Origin of the sequence: Vagococcus lutrae (assembly GCF_023299185.1) — a bacterium.
Lineage (GTDB): Bacteria > Bacillota > Bacilli > Lactobacillales > Vagococcaceae > Vagococcus_A > Vagococcus_A lutrae.
This window is the reverse complement of record NZ_CP097017.1, coordinates 1,581,540-1,602,290: the sequence shown is the minus strand read 5'-3', so window position 1 is coordinate 1,602,290 and position 20,751 is coordinate 1,581,540. Positions and strand designations below refer to the sequence as shown.

18 protein-coding genes are annotated in these 20,751 nt (G+C 37.6%); all 18 read right to left on the bottom strand.

Annotation, left to right across the window (positions count from 1 at the left end; genetic code table 11):
* Window positions 1-50: 50 nt before the first annotated feature.
* The 18 genes from M2919_RS07750 to M2919_RS07665 all read right to left on the bottom strand — a co-directional run bounded on the left by M2919_RS07750 (window position 51) and on the right by M2919_RS07665 (window position 20,674).
* Complete coding sequence (locus M2919_RS07750; protein WP_248848582.1) at window positions 51-1,466, bottom strand: AcpB/EbpR/MafR family transcriptional regulator; 1,416 nt, start codon at window positions 1,464-1,466, stop codon at window positions 51-53.
* Window positions 1,467-1,611: 145 nt separating this feature from the next.
* Window positions 1,612-2,247, bottom strand: a complete 636-nt coding sequence (udk, locus tag M2919_RS07745) for a uridine kinase (protein ID WP_023607084.1) — start codon at window positions 2,245-2,247, stop codon at window positions 1,612-1,614.
* Between the two features lie 60 nt (window positions 2,248-2,307).
* Entirely contained in the window at window positions 2,308-3,471 is a 1,164-nt protein-coding gene (gene queG, locus M2919_RS07740; protein WP_248848581.1) for a tRNA epoxyqueuosine(34) reductase QueG, read from the bottom strand.
* Window positions 3,472-3,670: 199 nt separating this feature from the next.
* Window positions 3,671-4,099, bottom strand: coding sequence for a hypothetical protein (locus tag M2919_RS07735; RefSeq protein WP_248848580.1), 429 nt, complete (start codon window positions 4,097-4,099; stop codon window positions 3,671-3,673).
* Window positions 4,100-4,260: 161 nt separating this feature from the next.
* On the bottom strand, window positions 4,261-6,936 hold the full coding sequence (locus M2919_RS07730; RefSeq protein ID WP_248848579.1) for a calcium-translocating P-type ATPase, PMCA-type: 2,676 nt from the start codon (window positions 6,934-6,936) through the stop codon (window positions 4,261-4,263).
* A gap of 249 nt (window positions 6,937-7,185) precedes the next feature.
* Window positions 7,186-7,653: a hypothetical protein gene (locus M2919_RS07725; protein ID WP_248848578.1), complete on the bottom strand. Its 468-nt coding sequence runs from the start codon at window positions 7,651-7,653 to the stop codon at window positions 7,186-7,188.
* Entirely contained in the window at window positions 7,640-8,071 is a 432-nt protein-coding gene (gene comGF / locus M2919_RS07720) for a competence type IV pilus minor pilin ComGF (protein ID WP_248848577.1), read from the bottom strand. Before comGF ends, M2919_RS07725 begins: the two co-directional genes overlap by 14 nt.
* A gap of 43 nt (window positions 8,072-8,114) precedes the next feature.
* Window positions 8,115-9,095 carry a hypothetical protein gene (locus M2919_RS07715; RefSeq protein ID WP_248848576.1) on the bottom strand — a complete coding sequence of 327 codons (981 nt, stop codon included), beginning with the start codon at window positions 9,093-9,095 and terminating at the stop codon, window positions 8,115-8,117.
* Between the two features lie 10 nt (window positions 9,096-9,105).
* The gene (locus M2919_RS07710; protein ID WP_248848575.1) at window positions 9,106-9,750 is read right to left on the bottom strand and encodes a hypothetical protein; all 645 of its coding nucleotides are present in this window, start codon (window positions 9,748-9,750) and stop codon (window positions 9,106-9,108) included.
* Window positions 9,723-10,214 (bottom strand): hypothetical protein, encoded by a 492-nt coding sequence (locus M2919_RS07705; RefSeq protein WP_248848574.1) that lies wholly within the window; start codon window positions 10,212-10,214, stop codon window positions 9,723-9,725. The genes M2919_RS07710 and M2919_RS07705 overlap by 28 nt, the downstream gene beginning before the upstream one ends.
* A gap of 175 nt (window positions 10,215-10,389) precedes the next feature.
* Complete coding sequence (locus tag M2919_RS07700; RefSeq protein WP_248848572.1) at window positions 10,390-11,418, bottom strand: N-acetylmuramoyl-L-alanine amidase; 1,029 nt, start codon at window positions 11,416-11,418, stop codon at window positions 10,390-10,392.
* Between the two features lie 4 nt (window positions 11,419-11,422).
* Window positions 11,423-11,689, bottom strand: a complete 267-nt coding sequence (locus tag M2919_RS07695; RefSeq protein WP_248848571.1) for a phage holin family protein — start codon at window positions 11,687-11,689, stop codon at window positions 11,423-11,425.
* 5 nt (window positions 11,690-11,694) lie between these two features.
* Entirely contained in the window at window positions 11,695-12,036 is a 342-nt protein-coding gene (locus tag M2919_RS07690; protein ID WP_248848570.1) for a hypothetical protein, read from the bottom strand.
* A gap of 162 nt (window positions 12,037-12,198) precedes the next feature.
* Window positions 12,199-12,519: a hypothetical protein gene (locus tag M2919_RS07685; protein WP_248848569.1), complete on the bottom strand. Its 321-nt coding sequence runs from the start codon at window positions 12,517-12,519 to the stop codon at window positions 12,199-12,201.
* Entirely contained in the window at window positions 12,513-14,483 is a 1,971-nt protein-coding gene (locus M2919_RS07680) for a DUF859 family phage minor structural protein (protein WP_248848568.1), read from the bottom strand. The genes M2919_RS07685 and M2919_RS07680 overlap by 7 nt, the downstream gene beginning before the upstream one ends.
* Window positions 14,484-17,426: a phage tail spike protein gene (locus M2919_RS07675; RefSeq protein WP_248848567.1), complete on the bottom strand. Its 2,943-nt coding sequence runs from the start codon at window positions 17,424-17,426 to the stop codon at window positions 14,484-14,486. It abuts the gene before it with no gap.
* Entirely contained in the window at window positions 17,426-18,082 is a 657-nt protein-coding gene (locus tag M2919_RS07670) for a hypothetical protein (RefSeq protein ID WP_248848566.1), read from the bottom strand. The genes M2919_RS07675 and M2919_RS07670 overlap by 1 nt, the downstream gene beginning before the upstream one ends.
* Before the next feature lie 3 nt (window positions 18,083-18,085).
* Window positions 18,086-20,674, bottom strand: a complete 2,589-nt coding sequence (locus M2919_RS07665; protein ID WP_248848565.1) for a hypothetical protein — start codon at window positions 20,672-20,674, stop codon at window positions 18,086-18,088.
* Window positions 20,675-20,751: the final 77 nt, after the last annotated feature.

Sequence of the window (20,751 nt, the reverse complement as noted above, 5' to 3'; positions counted from 1 at the left end):
TTAAGATAGCACATTTTCGAAATTAATGCAATCGCTATCACATTAATCATTCAACGTGTTGTTTGTTTAATTCGCTCTAAAGCAATCTTCTCAATCAAAGCCATTATCTTTCGTCGATCGTACTCTGTTTCAAATTCTGCAATGCGATAGGTATATAGGCTATGAAAGCTTTTCTTAGTACTATCATAGTTCGTAATCACTAAATCATATGATTGATTCGCCATGACTTTCTCTAATTTGACATTAACATCTAAAAAACGCGTCAGACGCTGAATCATATTTTGCTGCAAAATGTAATTCAAACGAAAATCAATGCCAATAATAATCGGTTCATCTTGCTCCAAAATCAAATCATAAACAATCGATTGATAACGATAATATGCTAATTGCCATACTTCATTTGATAAATCTTTTTCCAATATGTCTAAACAAATCTGCAACATTTCCGTTGCGATATTATCAACATAGTTATCTAAATAGCTACGAACTTTTTTCTCTAATGTTTGATTATCAAAATAGACCCCGAGACCATCAAATAGCACCATGTGCAAGTGCATTTGAATCAATTGATATTTAACATCTTGACGGACAGCATCTCGCTTAGTTAATACAGAAAAATAACTTTCCAATGTTTTCATTAATTTCTTATTAATAGGTGCTACTAAAGAATCAATAGGAAAGTTACCTTTTAACATCTTTTGTACATAATTATCTTCTATACCTAACACTCCCATTGAAATGATGAATAGGTAAGTATAGATACATTCAATTTCTGTATGATTTTCATTTTTATTATAAAAGAATGTTTGATAGCGTTTTTTAATTTTAAGATATAAATCATCTTTTTTAATTTCTTTTATTTGATTTTGAGACAAATTAATACGACTGATATTCGCTATATGCATTCTTTTCTTAGCAATGTAAAGCCATACTATCAAAGGGTACAACAACGCTTCATCATTATAACCTATTATATCCTTTTGAATTTTCTGCGCCAATAAATAAACGGACTGATACGTTTCTGTATCTTGAAACATATCAATTTTGGAAAATACATTATATAAAAAATAACGTATTTGTAGCTCAGGTCCAACGAATCTATTTGCTGAAATTTTAATATCAAATCCTTTAATTTGCTGATTAATTTGAGACACTCGGCGCTGGACGGATGACTCACTGATACCTAATTTTTTACTCAATAATGGTTTAGTCATAACATTAGAATAACCAATATGCTTAATCAAACGAATATTAATAGCTTGTTGATAGTAATGCTCAATTAAAGTAGAAATAGGAACCATTTCATCCATATCAATCTCAATCGTATTCCGATGTACGTCAATTTCAACTCCGGCTCTTAAATTTTTAGTTGTGTCCCTGATTTCTTCTAAATAACTCACTAAAGTATTATAACTCAAATCGAATACTCGCTCTAAATCACTTGCTGTCATTTTTCCACCGTTCATCAAAACTCTTCTTATAATGAGTACGTGGTTTTTTTCCCGTTGATCTAATAAAGACAGTAAGTCCATTTTTAAAAGTCACCCTCACTTTTTGCCCTTAGTATAACATGATATTGCCTATTAAAAAACACGTTAAGTCTCATGAGACCTAACGTGCTTCTAAAATACTCGCAATTTTTGTCGTCAACAAATCAATCGCTACTTGATTTTCGCCACCTTGCGGAATAATAATATCCGCATACTTTTTAGTGGGTTCAATAAACTGGTGATGCATTGGTTTTACTACACTGAGATATTGATGAATAACAGAATCAAGTGTGCGTCCACGCTCTTCCATATCACGCTTAATCCGACGAATGATACGAATATCATCTTCTGTATCAACATAAACTTTAATATCCATCAAATCGCGCAAGCGTTCATCTTCTAGAATTAGAATCCCTTCGATGATAATTACTTCTCGTGGCTCTTGATGTTCACACTCCGTACTACGCGTATGCGCATCGTAATCATAGACAGGTTTATCAATACTTTTATAGTTTAACAAATCTGTTAAATGCTCAATTAACAAATCTGTATCAAAAGCTAAAGGATGATCATAGTTCGTTTTTAATCGCTCTTCAAACGATAAATGACTCTGATCTTTATAATAAGAATCTTGTTCAAACAAGACTATCGAATGATCGTCTGTAAATTCTTTTAAAAGGGCTCGACTTACACTTGTCTTCCCACTTCCTGAACCACCCGTTACCCCTATTAAAACAGGGCGCTTTTTATTTTTCATGCGTCGCTTACCTCTTTCATCACTTGTCTGTTATTATATTAGACTATCTAATGCGAACAATCAACGTTTTTTATCATCGATGTCCCAATTGTTTAAGACCTTCGTAATTTCTATACGCGCTTCTTCATTTTCTTCCTTTTCAAATCGTTCTAATAAAAAAGAAACAAGAGCATCGTTCGATGGTGAACCAATTTTACCAATCGACCAGTAAGCCGTACCACGTATTTCTGGGCGGGGATCTTCTTCCGCACATGCTAGTAAATTTGGCAAAGCACTCGTTTGTTTCGCATTGCCAAGTGCGATAATAGCATTACGTTGAATAGGTTTCTTCCCACGCCACGACCCAGCCAAATAACCAAATTGTTCTTTAAACTCACGATTACTTATCGTCAATAACGGTGTTAAAAGTGGTGTCACGACTTCTGGATCAGGCTCCATTTCTTCATGAAAATGAAAATCTTTGCCCTTGTTAAACGGACAAACTTGCTGACAAATATCGCACCCATAGATGACAGTTCGGATTTTCTCTCGATACTCCTCCGGCATCATTCCACGCGTTTGCGTTTGATAAGATAGACAACGCTGACCATTCATCCGACCGTCTCCTAGTAGCGCACTAGTTGGGCAAAAATCAATACACTTTGTACAGCTGCCACATTGATTTTCAATCGGTGTATCTGGTTCAAAAGGGATATTCGTAATAATTTCGCCTAAATAAACGTAGGAGCCAAATTCTTCCGTGATTAACAAACCATTTTTTCCAATAAAACCCAACCCTGCTCGTTGTGCCACAGCTACGTCAATCAATTCCCCCGTATCGACCATGGGTTTAAATGAAAGTTCTGCAGAGTTAGGCGCGACTTCTTCAATAAAGGCAATTAATTTTGCCATACGGTCTCGCAAAATATCATGATAGTCTGTCCCCCAAGAAGCACGAGCGAAACTACCTCGTCGTTCACCTCTCACACGAGGGGCTTTCTCTTTTATTTTAGTAGGATAAGCTAAAGCAATCGAGATAATCGAAACGGGTTTATCAAATATTTTATCCGGATAAAGACGTTCCTCAATCACTGGATGTTCAAAACCTGTCGTATGTCCCGCAGCTTTTTGTTCATGAAGACTTTCTTCTAAGTGAGCAAATGGACTAGCATCAGTAAAGCCAATCTTATCAATCCCTATCTTCTTACTCTCTGCTATAATTTGTTTTTTTAACGTCGCTGTCATATTCAAACCTCACTTTACTAGTCATGTCATTTAACTTATTTTATCATAACACAAAAAAACCACTGCTAATCATATCAGCAGTGGAAAAAGGAGTATTTTACTCTTTAGGATGAGAGTAAAATGAAAAATAAAAAGGTTGTTGTTGGTTATACATACATCATACACGGCTTCGCATGAATTGTCCAGTAAAAAACAAGGGTTATTTTAAAAGTAATTGTGTCATGCGTTGAATACAAAAAGCAATCGTATCCGTTTCTGCATCTTGTTTTGTTTCTGATTCATTAAATTGATTCACATCTACTGACTCATCTGTTATCGATTCTACCATCGACTGGCACGCCAAAACATACTGACTATAAGCTTTTTCTAGCTTTTTATGGATTCCTAAAACTCTTGCTGGCGGACGTAAGTCTTTAATGACAGCTAGTTGTGCTTCGTACACAGCCGTTCCTTTCGCAAAGGCAGCTTTAATCTCTTCATATTGAGAAGATGTAAGTTCTGATAACGTATCTTCATCAATCGCTCCTCTAAGTGTTTCAAAAAACGGATTCATTTCTTCACCCGTTTGCTCAGTCAATGTCACAATATCATTAATTTTTTGAACATAGTAAGTTAAATTTCCTCGCATTTTTCTTGCCTCATCTTTCTTTTCTTTTGCCTACTTACTATATCAAATTTTACAGTGACAACGCAATCATTCGCATCACTTTTTTAGCCTTATTAGCCTAATAAAAAACTGACATCCGTTTTTCAACGAATGTCAGTCAAAATTATCTTATTCTGTACTCTTTATTTATATAACGTCTTACGTTGGAAGAACTTCACAATTTCTACAATCGGGATAATTGAGAAGGATGCTCCGGCAACGACTGCCCATTGATGTGTATCCAAATGAGCGACTTCGAATAAATCATTAAATCCTGGAACCACAATCGTAATGGCTAATAGAATGAACGATAACAAAATAGCATAGTTAAAGCTCTTATTTCTAAATGGCCCCACTTTAAAGAGTGACTGGTGGACAGATTTTACGTTAAAGGCATGGAATAATTGAATCAAGCCTAATGTCGCAAAGGACATTGTTAACGCATCAGCATGGATTTCATTGTATGTTTGATGAACAGGGTACGCAATCGCGAATAAGTAAACGCCTAACGTAATGCCTGCCTCTAAAATCCCTTGATAAATAATGCTGCTTAACACACCACCTGAGAAGAAGTTTGAATTACGACCACGTGGTTTTTGTTGCATCACATTTCGTTCAGCTGGTTCTAAACCAAGTGCAATCGCTGGGAAGGTATCTGTTACCACGTTAATCCATAATAGATGAACAGGTAGTAGCGTATCCCAACCTAATAACGTCGCGATAAATAGTGTTAAAACTTCCCCTAAGTTTGCAGCCAGTAAGTATTGAATCGTTTTTTGAATGTTTGAGAAGACTTTACGTCCTTCTTCAACTGCTACGATAATAGTTGAGAAGTTATCATCCGCTAGTACCATGTCACTAGCACCTTTTGATACTTCCGTTCCGGTAATTCCCATACCAATCCCAATATCAGCTGTTTTTAAAGCAGGCGCGTCGTTGACACCGTCTCCCGTCATCGCCACTACTTTACCTTCAGTTTGCCATGCTTTAACAATTCTTACTTTATGTTCAGGTGACACGCGCGCATATACTGAAAATTCATGAACGCGTTTAGCAAATTCATCATCTGACATTTCATTTAACTGAGCCCCTGTAATAACAGCTTCATGTTGGTTTTCTTCAATAATACCTAAGCGAATCGCAATCGCTTCGGCAGTATCACGGTGGTCGCCTGTAATCATCACAGGACGAATCCCCGCTTGTTTTGCCACATGAACGGCTTCAGCTGCTTCTTCACGTTCTGGGTCAATCATTCCGACAAGACCTGAAAAAATTAAATCTTTTTCAATTTCTTCTGGTACTAAGTTTTCTGGAACATAGTCGACAATTTTATAAGCCATTGCTAACACACGCAGTGCTTGTTTTGCAAGTTGTGTATTGGTCGACAAGATTAAGTCACGCTGTGCATCGTCCATTTGACGAATATCGCCATTTACATCATAAGATATACAACGTTTTAACAATTCATCTGGCGCTCCCTTAGTTGCTACTAAGAAACGACCGTCAGCTAGTTGATGATAAGTCGTCATCAATTTACGTTCAGAGTCAAACGGCAGCTCTGCTACACGTGGCTCTTGTTTTAAGGCTTCACGCACATCAAATGCATGTTTCAATCCAAATTTAATTAACGCCGTTTCTGTCGGATCACCAATTAACTCTCCTTCAGAAGAAAATTTCGTGTCATTACAATAGTTCATAATTTTTAACGTTAAATTATCCGTTGGAACTGTATCACTTTCTGCATGAATTTCATTGTTCGTAAAAATTTGTTCAACCGTCATTTGATTGACAGTTAACGTTCCTGTTTTATCTGAACAAATAATATCCGTACTTCCTAATGTTTCTACCGCTGGTAACTTTCTGACTAAAGAGTTACGCTTAGCCATTCGTTGTGTACCAAGTGCTAAAACAATCGTAACGATCGCTGGTAATCCTTCTGGAATAGCCGCTACAGCTAATGAAACAGAAGTTAGTAACATTTCAACCCATGTCTTACCACCATTCATCATCCCTACACCAAACATCACCACACAGATGACTAAAATAGCGATGGTTAACCACTTACCTAACTCATTTAAGTTTTCTTTCAGTGGCGTATTCGTTTCATCTGCGTCTGCTAACATCGTCGCAATTTTACCTACTTCAGTGTTCATCCCGGTACCAGTGACGACACCTACACCACGACCATAGGTAACATTACTATTCATGTAACCCATATTTACACGGTCACCGATTCCAGCATCCGCTTCTATCAACTGTTGACTGTCTTTTTCAACTGGAACTGATTCTCCGGTCAATGCCGATTCCTCAATTTTCAGTGAATTCGCTTCTATCAAGCGAATATCTGCCGGCACAACATCTCCTGCTTCTAGCAAGACCACATCTCCCGGTACTATTTCGGTACTTTTAACAACTTTGGCGTTTCCATCACGTAAAACATTCGCATTTGGCGTTGACATACTTTTAAGAGCATCGATTGCTTGCTCCGCTTTCGCTTCTTGTACCACACCAAAAATTGCCATCAATAATACAACTAAAATAATCATAATTGCTTCAGCAGAATCGCCCATAAAACCTGATAATACAGCCGCAACGATTAAGATAATAATCATTAAATCTTTAAACTGATCAAGAAACTTTGAAAATAAACTTTTCTTCTTACCTTGATCCAGTTCATTGGCACCATAAGCTGACAAACGCTTCTCAGCTTCCGCACTACTCAAACCTTGAGCAGATGTTTCCAGTTTTTTCAAAACATCTTCTTCAGTTTGTGTATAAAACGTATCCACTAATTGTTTCTTACGTTCATGTTCTGACATCTTTTTTCCTCCTATTTTCATGTATATTTTCTCATAAAAAAATAAAAAGAGACCTATGTATGAGCAATTTGTCCATACATAAGTCTCACTGTTTAAGACAACACCAGAAATTTCTTTCAGTGATGGTGATGTTGCCACGAACTAATCGCCAGTTACTCCCTTATGAGTTGATTCATCCTTAATTATACACGATAATGAGAATCTTGCAATTAATATGTTACGTTACGATCTTGTATCATGCCTGCACGCTCACTCATCAATATCATCTCTTGTCGAACATGTTTTCTCGGTTTCAGAAACGGTGGTTTGTTCCTTGACTGGTTCTTTGACTGATTCTTCTTTATTTTCAGTATTTTCAGTATTTTCAGTATCACTTGTTTCTTCTGTATGAGATAACTGAGGTGGGGTATGATAAAAGCGCCGCGTTTCGCCTGTATTTAAACTTACCTCAAAACACCATTCATCAGTATGTGGTTCAAATATCACGCGTCCTTTATTAAAGGTTAGGGTTTGGTCATGGATAACCTCTTGAGACGATACTCGTCGATAACTCAAATTGACCAATGTTTTCATCTCATAAAAATGAACGAGCTGACTTAATTGAGTTTGGTGTTCACGATAAAATCCAACAAACTGAAAGACCACTGCAAAATAGATGCTAAGCAAGGCTAGTACAGTAAACAAGACCATTCCATGATACGGCTTACTCTTTTTCATCTATTAACACACCCCCTGAATAGTGATGTCCATCAGAAAAAACGACCTCTATCATTAAATGACTCGCTTGTTTATCAAGCGTCCATTTTTCTACATTCGTAAGTAAAACGTGATGTCCCATACCATTTCGTCTTTTTCTTACTTTTGTTCGGTACCATTCATACTGAACGATAGCTTCTGAGCCATCTGGGGTTTTTTCTTTGGTCACTAAGCTATTAGCTACAACTTGGCATTCCTTTTTATTTTTCAATTCTTGTTCTAATTGTAGTAAAAACGTTTGCCATTCATAGTAGTTTTGGGCTGATTTAGGCTGAAAAAGCTCCGTTGTTTGAGCCATGATGGTTGAAAAAAAGTAAGTGCCTGCAATCAGCAAAAGTATGCCAATCAATGTTTCGATGTAAGTTACTAAATATAGCAAAAAAGAAGCGGGTCATTAGCGACCTGCTTCTTTGTGTTTGTTATTATTTCGATGGTACTTCTGCTTTGATTTGTTCGATTTCAGGAATTAACGTCATTTGTTCTTTCCTAAATTCGTTTTTTCTTTCTTGTAATCGTTCAATAAGCTTTTTCTCCACATCATTAAAGAAAATATCCTTTTCAGATAAATTCCATTTTTCTTCATCTTTTTCTTCAAAATAAACTTGAAGCAATTTAGGGATAACTTCGAGATATACAAGCAATAGTACTTGAGCTTTCATTTTCGGATCTTCTAAGTCTTCATAATTACCAGAATACGAATCAGTCTCGACTGCGACAACGCCTTTGTCGTTTAGCCTCATCTCAATATTTTCATGTCCTGTGTATTGTGTACGCAAAACAATTTGTTTTAGCAAATTACTTTCAAGAATAAACGAAAGTGTACTAATTAAGTTTAATACTGTATCTCCTTGAGCAGACAATTTATTTTCATCTCTGGTTTCACCACGAACACCAATAATACTATTTATGATAAGTTCTAGTTCGTTTTGATTTGAATCTGTGAAAGAGAATTCATTTTCTTTATTCGATACGATTTTTACGAACCACATAAAAATATCATCAGAAAACAAAAACTTATTTTCCATTATTTCATTTCTACCTGTGTATCCTAATAGCTTACGAAGTAACTTAAGAGCATCGTAGTTTCTATTAATAATATAATGAACTCGATTGCCATCGCTATACAAAATAATCAATCCTCTAATCAGTTGAGTACGGGCTTCAATCGGTGTAGAACCAGGAGTAATAGAATTCATTGAAAACTCGACTACATTATAAGAGTACGCACGGGTATCTATTGTTACAGTTTGATTTTGTTCGAACGCCTTTTCTTTCTCTAGATTTGAATAACTTACTCCCCCATCGTTTGCGAGACTCTCATTCTTAGACATTATTAATCCTATTGCTTCGTCTAACGATACTATATCTCTATCTGTCCAACGCGTAGTAGAAAACCAAGCCATACATTACCCCTCATTTCGTAAATAATAAATCGTTTTTTTCTAACATTATCTTTCTTTTTGGTCCCGTTATAACTGTTTCAATGTAACTTTGAACTTCATCATCACTTTTAATAACTTTAAATCCAATGTTAATTGAATCTTCGATTCTTTGAGTTTTCCCAGTGTTGAATAACTTTTCTAAATCGATTATTACACTTCTTTTGTCAGTGCTTATTTCATAATACTTAGAGTATTTCGGAATCTTTTGTGCTGTAACTTGAACGGGAAGCATTAGTTTCAATTCTTTTTGAAGAAACTTCTTAGGGTAACCATCTAATTTCACTTCCATATAAATTGTCGCGGTATCTTCGTTGAAATCACAATGAATCAACTCCATTTTATTGAAGTTTGGCCGATTCGCTGCATACTTGACTTTTACAATCGTTTTCTGTTTTATTAGCCAACTGATAAAGTAGTCTAAACCTGCGAATAATGCTACGAAGAGACCGGAATACAAGGTCAGACTTATTCCATAAACTTGATCTTCGGGAATAAAAGATGCGCTTACTGGAAAAACACTTGTGAGATAAGCAGACAACAACGTCCCAACCATTGGCGAAGCAATCGTTATTAGCTTCCTTAATTTTTTTAAATCCAATCCTTGACGCTCTCCCATATTGAATCGACCATAAATGAAATTTCCCCACCAACAATCTCATTCTCGCCTGCTTTAATCAATCCATTAACAGACAAAGATAAATCTATTGGTTTTTCATTTTTTCGGTACTTGATCCGAATATTTTTGATTTCAACTGATTCTTGTTCAGCCAAAAACGATAGTTCTTCCATTAAATCATAAAAATAATCTCTGTCCTTATTAACAGAGGCGATTAAGTTATTCATTTGTTCCAGATAATCAGAATCATCTTCAATAAAACCAATGCTAACAATCTTTGCTTTTTTTTCAACAAACATTTTTCGTAAAACTTGTAACATGATACTTGATGAAATTATTATTTGGCTATGCCCTTCATCAATCTTAGTCCGAACAAAAGAATAATAATCAGTTCCATCAATCTTAATGGCTTCTATACCATTATTTCCTTTGGTAATAAGTAATTTGTATTGACTAAAATCCATAGTCATCTCCCCCCAAAAAAAACTAACTAACCATATAATATAGCACTTTCATTTATTAAGCAAAGTTTCATATCCATCAAGATGTTGTTATTATTACATGGCTTTTACAATCCAAACACGACTAAAAAGCCCTACTTTTTATTAAGTAAGGCTTTTGATGGAAAATTCAGTTACTTTATAATAGTTGATTCACCCGATTTTGAACCTGGTTATAGTTATATCCCGCTCGCTCTAGACGTTGTTTACGATCATTACCGTTTCCCCATACGCCATTAATAACTTCACGTGCTACAGTGTCAATTGGTCTAAGTTTTGGTTTACCTGCTCCTAGCAATTCGTTTACGCGGTTTTGCACTTGCTGCGCGTTGTAGCCGGCTTTTGCTAATCGGTTGAATCTGTCTTGGCCACTTCCCCAGGATCCGCTAATCACTTCTCGAGCAACTGTATCAAGTGGTTTAAGCATCGGTTTCTGCGATACTGGTTTGGCTCCTAGAATAGTGTTAACACGTTTTTGTACTTCTTGGGCGTTGTAGCCTGCCTTAGTTAAACGATTAAAACGGTCTTGGCCACTTCCCCACTTGCCAGCAATCACCTCTTTAGCAATTGTGTCGATTGATTTTAATTGTGGTTTTGGTTGTGCAGGTTTTGCGGTCGGCTTGTTAGCTGTTGACTTGTAGCCAAAAATTTCAGCGACTGCCTGAACTGCCTTGTCCATGTTTTTATCAAGCTTTGCCATATCGTTTGGATTGTCAATAAAGCACCATTCGATTAATAACACCTTTTTGTTAGTTCCAGTATTTTGGGCAATAGCTAACCATGAACCATCTTTTGCACCTCTATCCACAACGCCTAACGCTTTAGCGATTGCTGCCGATAATTTCATTGCTAACGGCTTTTGAGCGTTTGATCCATATAAAACCTCGACCCCAGTCGCTTTGCTGTTAAATGCGTTTAAATGATGACTTAACGCAATGCCGTCCTCATGACTATTAATGTTTCTAGCGATACGATATAAATTATCGTTTACGGTTGTACCTGCGTTGTCTGTGGTGTCTTTCGCGCCTGTTAAGGCAATAAGCTTTGAGTTGATTAAACGCGCCACATCTGCCTCCAAGCGCCCGTTTCCAACCGCTCCGCTGTCGCGCCATTTTCCACTCGTTTTAACTCCGCCATGTCCGGCACCTGAACTAATTAATCTTTCCATATCGTTATTCCTCCTTCGATAAATAAGTTGCTTGCTTATACATTTGATTTCCTAACACCGATACACCAGTAACTAACACTGATTGAACGATATTATCAGCACTAAAGCCGCCTAATATTAACGGCGTTAGAATCATGCTAATAACCAGTAGGATAAACGGTATTAACTCATTTTTTATGTACTGACTACGCTTGATAAACTCACCAAGAATTAATAATGTTGGAACCATTACAAGCCCGTCTGTTGCAATAAACTCTATTACTTTTTCCATCTTAACTACCCTCCAAAAATCAAATTTAAAATATACGTAATTAAGCCACTCGCACCGCTAATCATTAAAATCAACTTCCACGTGTTTTCACGACTTATCTTTTTTAACTCGTGTACACGTTCTTCTGATTTTTCATTACGACTCAAAACAGCATTTAAAATCTCGATATTTTGCTCCGATTGTCGCGTGTTTTGTTCTCGTAAAAATCTATTTGACTCGTCAACACGTGCTAAACCTTCATTCATCCCTCGTTGCATCTCGACCAACACATCATTGATTCGACCAATTTCACGATCGTGTTGATCTAATTTCTTACCATGACCTTCAACAATTTTTTCTAAGTCCATACGCCACCTCCACTGTAAAATTATTTATCTATAAAATTTTGGTGTCGCTAGGATAACATTTTTTTCTTCTTCCGTTAGGTATCTGCGCTTTACCATTTCGACTAGATATTGCTCATCAATTTTTCCCATAAGGTACATATTTAATAAAAAGTTATACATTTTTTAACTCTCCTTTTTCATTAATAATTCTAATATTGTTTGTTCTAACATTTCGATTCGTTCTTTGTCGCTAGGTGTTTGTTCTAAGCGTTCTCGTTCCTCTTTTTCTCGTTCAATCTCCGTTTTAACTTTACTGTCATCAAAAACCATTTCATTGTCTGAAACCCTATATAAAAACGGACTATCAAAAAAATTCTCAGGAACATCTTCGGAATTCATGATGAAATCATTATTTGATATTTCGTTAGAGCTATAACCTATAACAAAACCATCTTCGTTTGTTTCAATGTAAATTTGCTTGCCTGTCCAAAATTCATCTACCATTCATACACCGCCCTTAAAACGACTTTATTTTTAGGAGCAACACTGTTTCCTGCATAACCTCTTAATGTGGTGTCATTGTCTAAATACATATATTTTGAGACTGGCTCCACCGAATCCCAATAACCGATAAAAGAGTGAAATCCAACTACTCCAAATTCTAATGCACTTTTTGACAGGTAGGAAATACTCCAGTTATTATCTTCAGCAGCGCTACCATTAAAGTGAGACCATAAAAACATCCAACCATTTCTACATTGTTTTATTGATTTTAATTTTAATGTATGACTCGCTTGCATATACAAAGCTCCACTCCATAACAAGGGCATAGGTTTATCCTTTAAGACTAGATCGCCATTAGCGCGAAGATTTCCATCATCACCAAACGCAAAAGTTTTCCGGACTTTATCCTCACCGTACAAATGTAGTTTTAAATGTTCTATGCCCTTACCCAAAGAAAGACCCGCCGCATATGTACCATCTAACCTATTAAATACCATTAACCAATCATCGGCTTGCCCAACCGTATTTGTTGCAATTTTTATTGCTTGCTTAAATTCTGTATTTAAAAAAACATCCAAGCCTTCTGGTCGTTCCATAACCCCACCAAATGCCATAGCTTTACCACTTTGATGAAAGTTAACAAGCGTATATCCTGAAGGCATGCTAGTAGGTTTTATGACGGATACAAAATAGTCCGTTACAACAAGTTGAAACTCATAACTGTTATCAACACTAAAACCACTTAAAATGGTTGATCCTGTCAAAGTATAATTAGCGTTTGATAATGCTTTCTCTGACCAAGTGCCTTCTCCGTTTTTCCGCCATCGTAGTTTAAATGTTTTATCATTTTTGTTGTTAACTGGTGCAATAGAGGCATTGTAAGTCACTTTGGCATACGTTCCCTCATTGTTAGGAGTTCCGTAAGAATTGCATCGAATAACAGATAACGCTGATATTTGCGGATCAATATAAGGTAAAACTGTTATGTTTTGCGTGGCGCTTGCTTTTCGTCCCCGTGAATCTATTACTTCATAGGTAAACTTATTTATCCCTGAACTTGATAACACGTCCGTATTAAGTTCAAAAGAATTCTCGACTTGGCCATTACCTATTATTTTCTTTTGCCTGATTGTACTACCGTAAGCGCCATTGCCTTTCATGGTCGTTTTAACCGATGATTTATTTTGTACGTACGCACCAAATTTGGCATTTAGTCCTGTAGTTGTCTCGGCAAACGTGATATTTGAAACGTTAGGTACAACACTAGTTGGTACGGTCACTTTAAAGTTTTTTGACGTACTACCAATCCGTGTACTTCCGCTGTATGTATCTACTACAATTTTAGCGGTCCCACTTGTTGCGTTAGGTAAATAAGAACTGTCACCGATTGGCAAAGTGAAGGTCGTACTTGTTCCCACATTATGTATAATATCTAAACCAAGTTTTCCATCTGTTCGATAATAACCGACCCGATGAGTAAACGAGCTTGCAGCTCTTGAGATACTAACGGTCAAAGAACTACCTAGCGTACCGCCTGAAATACTAGAAATGCTTGATGCCCTCGGAATTGTATTTAATGTTGCGTTAACCGTAGGGAATGTCTGCGTTCCTACAAGCGTTCCGCCCCACCAAACACCGAAGTATTTCTGGAACTGCATACTAAATGACTTAGTTCCATCAGCATTGTGATACACTCTTTTAGTTTGCGACATGATTAGTTTAGATGAGTTGTTACCCCCACCTACATTGCTTGTCGCTGTGTATTTTGTACCGTCAATCCATAGTGATTGAGTATCTGCAGTTGAATTAGTGTTGTAACCATAAGCGCCACGGATAACGGTTATGTCAACTTTCACATCAGAATAGTTTCCGGCAATATTTTGTGTTGCTGACCAGTCCATTCTGATTTTTAAATATCCGCTGGTTCTTTGCACATCCCAGGTATTTGATCCACTTAAAGCCATCTAATTCACCACCTTTTTAAAGTCTAATGAGCCGTTTTCACGCGGCATAAACGCAAAGTTTCCTAGTTTCAAACTGTTGATAAACTCGCCATCTGTCACGTAAAGTTTGTTGTTTGAGAAGTAAGCTACTTCTGCACCGCCTTGTAAAAACTGAATACGGTTGTTTTGTATCTTGAGTTCTAATTCGTTTCCGACTTGTCCCAGAATGATGTTTCCATTAACGAAGCGGATATATTTAACAATTTCCATGAATTGAGCTTGAGTATCGTCGTCAAGTTTTGTAATCTGTTCGATTAATTCATTGAACGTAAAGTTAAACTGCTCACTCGTTTGTTCAAATTGAGTAGAAACTGTTTCTTGATATGTTTCAAATTCTGATTTCGCGGTGTACACTTTCTCGACTTCTGTCCGAATACCATCTATTGCTTCTTCAATTGTCGTATTCAGTGTCGTTGTTACTTCTGTTACGTACTCGTTGTCGGCTTTGTTGTTTATTTCTGCTTCCCAATCTTCTGGTGCTTTACTCCACGGCGTGGCTACATTACCTTGTTCAAGTTTGATGTTTTTTACAACAGGCATATTACCAGTATCGTAAGTTCCATAAAAAGCAAGGTGTGCTGCAGTTTGTGTGCTACTACTCAACTTTGGTTTTAGCCCTTCAAATTTAAATCTTTTATATTCTTCTGTTACTTCTACAGCCCGATTGATAAAGTTATACTTAGTTCCACCCCCATTTTGCATATAAACCTGAACTCTATTAAATTTAGAAATATCCTTTGATTTTAAATCAAGTGATAGTGAGTACATTTCATCGAGTCCGTACTTTTCAAATATTGGAGCTAAGTCAAAAGTAGTGAAGAACTCTCTTGTACCTGAAGCGGTCCATTCTTTGTCACTACCAACTAATAAATTTACTCCACCAATCTCGATATTCTGTGGCATTAAACTCCACGTATAATCGCTTGCCGTACTGCTCTCGGTTTGCGTCGTTTTGTTGAAAGCTAAACCGATGTATAGCTTGCCGTCCGGACTATCGCTCATGCCTGAGCCTTTGTCATTGTCAGCATATTTTACCCATGTGTACGTCGTTTGACCGTCCGTTCCTGGAGCTCCAGGTATCCCCGGGCTACCTTGTTGTCCTGGCTCGCCTTTAAACTTGCTCCATGTGTATGACGCATTTGTTGCTGGTGCTGTTGGACTTGTGGTGTTTGCTAGTCCAATGTAAACCGTGTTTGATTGTGGCGTGTCGGTCATGTTCGAACCGTTAGCGTTTTCGCTATATCGGATATGGACGTATTGAGACTTGCCATCAGCTCCTGGTTCTCCTTTGATTCCTTGGTCACCTTTGGGGCCATTCGCACCCATTCTAGCAACGCTGTAACCTGTTTCGGCAGTATTATCTGTATACGTCCAAGTTGTTCTCGTCCATAAATAGTTACCATTTGGAACGCTTGGAATCGTGGTAGTCCATCCGGTAGTTGGCTTTGTTACTCCATTTGTGGAGTTTGCGTATTCAATGGTCGTTTTCTTTATTCCTACGCCATCTTTACCTGGTAAACCATCGGATCCACTGTTACCGTCTTTTGAGATATAAGTCACACTGTAGCCAGTTTCGGTAGTGTTGTCTGTGTAAGCCCAAACTGTCCGTGTCCATAAATATTGACCTTTAATCAAACTTGGAACACTTGCCGTCCAGCCGTTCACTGGCTTAGCTGTTCCGCTTGTTGATAAGGCATAATCGATAGCCGTACTTTTTAGCCCTACACCATCTTTACCGGGGATTCCATCGTTACCTTTTGCTCCCGGGTCTCCTTTGTCACCTTTTGGGCCTTTGATAACCTGGATGTTCCCTACCACCTTGTCTGTTTCAATTTGAGTTTCAGTTAGACTTTTTTGTTGACGTCCGATAGTGATTTTGTTGTTAGCAGGACTTGTCAAATTAAGCTCCATCTTTTCTACTAACAAACTTTCATTTACACCATGTGGCTCACTTAATACGTCGACATACTCAAAAACTCGGAACTCATCAATATTCACATCAATCATCGATAAATCAACAGCGGTCAATTCGAGCGTTAAACTCAATCTGACTAACTGTGCTAATTCTTGACGTGCTTTTCTTAGTAAATTCGAAGCGATAGTAACGTCTTTCCAGTCGCCAACCTTCATGATAAAACCATACTTTTGAACGGCTTCATCATCTTGTATAAAGTCTTTTCCATCGTTTACTGATTCGATGGTTAAGCGCTCACCGGTTTCTTCACCATCCTCATTTTTCAACTCTGAACCTAATGGCAAAATGGCAGTATAAACTTCACTGGCACTTGATTGTGTCGCTAGGTCTAACAAGTTTTTACCTAGTTCGATTTTTTGTAAGCTTTTACGGTTGCTATCTGCTAAGTAGTCAATATAGTTGACTCCCTTTTCGCGTCTTACCATCAAGTAGCCACCCAGTGATTTAATCAATTTGTTTTCCACTACATCCCATGTTTTTGGATAGGTGCTATCACTTCTAACGATATAATCATTTGGATCAGTGACCGTCACATTACCAAGAGTAAAGCGTCTTGCTGCTTGAACTTGCGAATTATGTTGATTGATAATCAATTTAAGATAATCTTTGACACTTCCTGTAAACTCATATGGGCGTAAAATAGAATCATTAAAGTAAGCTAACTCTCCCTCACAAATAACCATTTTCGCTTTATTGAAGTCCATCTCATCATCCAAGACACGTCCTCTAAAAAGTAACGTGCTATCTTGATAGACTTCGATAATGCTTTTTAATTTAAAAATACGATTGTAAAGTGGATGTGATGGATAAACTTTAAAATCAAACGCGCCAGCTTTATTGACTTCTAGTTTTAATTTAGGTGTGAAAATATCATAATCTTTTAGGCGAGGGTCATATAACGTCTCGCCATCTAATTCAACTCGATACATTACAACGCCCCCTCCTGATAAGTAATATTTATTGTAGTTCCTGCGACTGCTTCAATTTTAATTGGATTATCCCCTTCTCTTAATAAAATACCGGTTGATTGAAATGTGCCGGCCGTGTACAAATGTGATTTTCCGCCGAACGTGATTTTAACATTGGCACTTGTCGTAAACGTTGGCATAGTTGTCATGCGTTCGTTGTTTAGAACAAGATTTAAAACGCCGCTAGACGGTACGGAATGACTAGCAATGGTTTTGTTCATCTTCAATGCGAACGGCTCTACAATCGCTTTAAACGGTACATAAGCGACTGAATTATCCTGTTCAATCGCTCCAACCGATACCCGGCCGATAAAATAATAACCTTCGTATTGTGGCATGATGATTTCACAACGTTTTCCATGAAATAAATTTTTCAGTTGTCGTGCTTTAGGGTTCCATGTTGAAACATCAGCGGTTAACAATAACTTAAAACTTATTTCTCTATCTTCGAATGAAACCTCGCCTGTAATCGCTTCTGATAGGTCTAGCGTGCCGTTTCCGTGTGGTATATCGACTAGGTAGGTTTTTACCTTTGCTTCACCAATAGACGAATCAGGCGCTAATAAAAGCCCTAAATCATCATAAGTTTTTTTACCTCTTATAGTAATTTGTTTCAATTATTAACGCCCCCTTCCGCCATAATCGCGCTCACGTCCTAAAACGTGATTTATTTCATCTTTGATAGCTCCAACTAACTCGCCACTATCCATAACAACTTTCATGTTTTTGAATTGTTCAAACAACGCTTCTAAGCGATCGATTAATTCATCCAACTTTCTAACAACTGCTTCTTGGCTATACCCCATCGTGCTAGCGATTCCTTGACCGATTCCGCCTAAAGTTTCGCGGTTTAATGGAAGGATTGCCTCTGGTCCTGCTTCTCCTCCTACCATGATGTCGTTGCCGTTCATACCAAACGCCATTGCTTTTTGCATAATACCACCGTCTGCGTACCATTGAACTCCAAGTTTTGGAACTGACGGAGGTTTCAAACTAAAACTACCCGTCAAGCTGAAATGTGGTAGTGGCGGCAATGAGATTTTAGGTATACTTAATCGCATTCCACTAAAGAACCCCTTGATTGCGTTGACGATTCCACTAATCTTATTTTTTGCTGCTTCTATTGGTGTTACCATTGCGTTTTTAACACCGTTCCACACGCTTGTAGCTGTTGACTTAATGCTATTAAACACGTTTGAAGTTGTGGACTTAATGCTATTCCAAACGCTAGATACAACACTCTTGATTGCATTAACGACACTTTGAATCGTTGATTTAATACTATTCCATACGCTAGAAGCGACTGATTTAATGGCGTTAAATACACTTGTCGTTACTGACTTAATACCATTCCAAACGTTTGTTACCACGTTCTTAATTACGTTAACGACCGTTTGAATCACCGCTTTAATCCCGTTCCATACTGTTGTGATAAATAACTTAATCACGTTGAAAACTGTTGTTGTAACTGATTTAACGATGTTCCACCCTGCCGTTATAACATTTTTAATAACGTTTAATGCATTAGTTATAGTACCGCCAATAACAGACCAAACTGCCGAGATGATTGAACTAATAACATTCATCACGGTTTGAATCACAGTTTTAATGATGTTCCAATAAACTTGAATTACCGTTTGAATAACAAGCATCACGCCTTGAATGATTGACTGAATCAACATGAAACCTACCGTAACTAGATTACTTATAAACTCTAAAGCTGTTGAGAATACTTGTTTAACAGACTCCCAAACGGTAGAAAACACTTCTGTAATGGCGTTCCAAATTTCAGAAGCCTTTTCTTTGATCATCGTCCAAGCGTTAATCAAAAAATCAGTGAATGACTGCCAAATAGCAATCCCGGTTTCTGTCTTAGTAAAGAAATATGTTAACCCTGCGACAAGCCCTACAATCGCCAATATCAAAATAGCGATAGGATTTGCGCTTAGTACTGCGTTAAATGCTCCTTGAATTGCTGTCGCTATCGTTGTAACGGTGTTCCATGCGCTTAAAAAGCCTACAATCGCTCCGATACCTACTGCGATAGGTGTAAAAATATCTTTATACTTAACGATGAAGTCAAAACCTTGTTTCAATTTATCGAATGCTCCAGCTATCACACCAACTAAACTCTCGAATTTAGCTTGTACGTCCTTGCCGAATACCTCACCTAGAACGTTTGCCATACCACTAGCTAAACCACTAATGATTGAAGGAATCTTAGGTATTAACGTTTGAACCGCTTGTAAAATACCTATAAACAATTTAGGTGCTAACTCGCTTGCTGTGCGTCCTGCAACTTTGGCAAAATTCAGCCCTGCTGCTAATGCATCATCAATCGTGCTTGCGCCGCTCATAAAGTTGCTTAATGCTGCTTTTGCTGTTTGCAACGATCCAGACAACGTGTCATTCTCTTTTGCGTAATTTCCGGCATATTGCGCCGTTTTTTCTAAAAACATTTGAGTAGCAAGTCCAACTTTTTCTTGCGTTGTCATTTTGGCGGTTGACTTGTCGATACCTTTTGCAAGTGCATAGTTTCCGATGGCTGTGTCGTTGATGGCAACTCCAAGGTTATCCATCATAGTAAAGTTGCCCTTTGCCATACCGTTAACAGCTTCCATAGCGCTCTCGATGTCAATCCCCATGATAGATGCTACGTCTGCTGCTCGTTGCATGCTCTCGCTGGTCATTGTCATACTGTCCTTGACTGAGAACCCTACACCCTGATAAAGAGATCCCATGATGTTCGCACTGGCTAAGAAGTCCGATTGCGACAGCCCCATTTTAGAATAGGCTTCGATTCCCGTTTGTTGCATTTGCTTGGCGTATTTAGTAAATACTGCTTCACTACCGCCCATGTTTTGCTCCAGTTCACCAGCCAAATTCATTCCTTTAACTAAAGTTGCACCAGCGGTAGCCATTGCAGCTGTTCCACCGATTGCCATCATTTTAGCACCCGTTTGAATACCTTTGACGAGTGTATTGTTAATCTTCCCACCGAGCGTGTTGAACTGATTATGAATGCCTTTAAAGTCTATCTTTTTGCCGATGTTTGAAAAAGATTGACCAATTTTTCCGGAAACCTTTGAAAAGAATCCAGTTAATTTATTCGCGGTTCCTTTACCCTTATTCTCTACCTCATCTAGTGCTTTGTTTGCCTCGCTGTTATCTATGCCAATCGTTCCGAACAGCTTAAATACTTCACCCATTCCCATATATTTCTCACCTTCTTCCTAGAAGGGGTCTAGGATTGAGGCGGTTTTATCTTTACAAATTGTGATGCGAA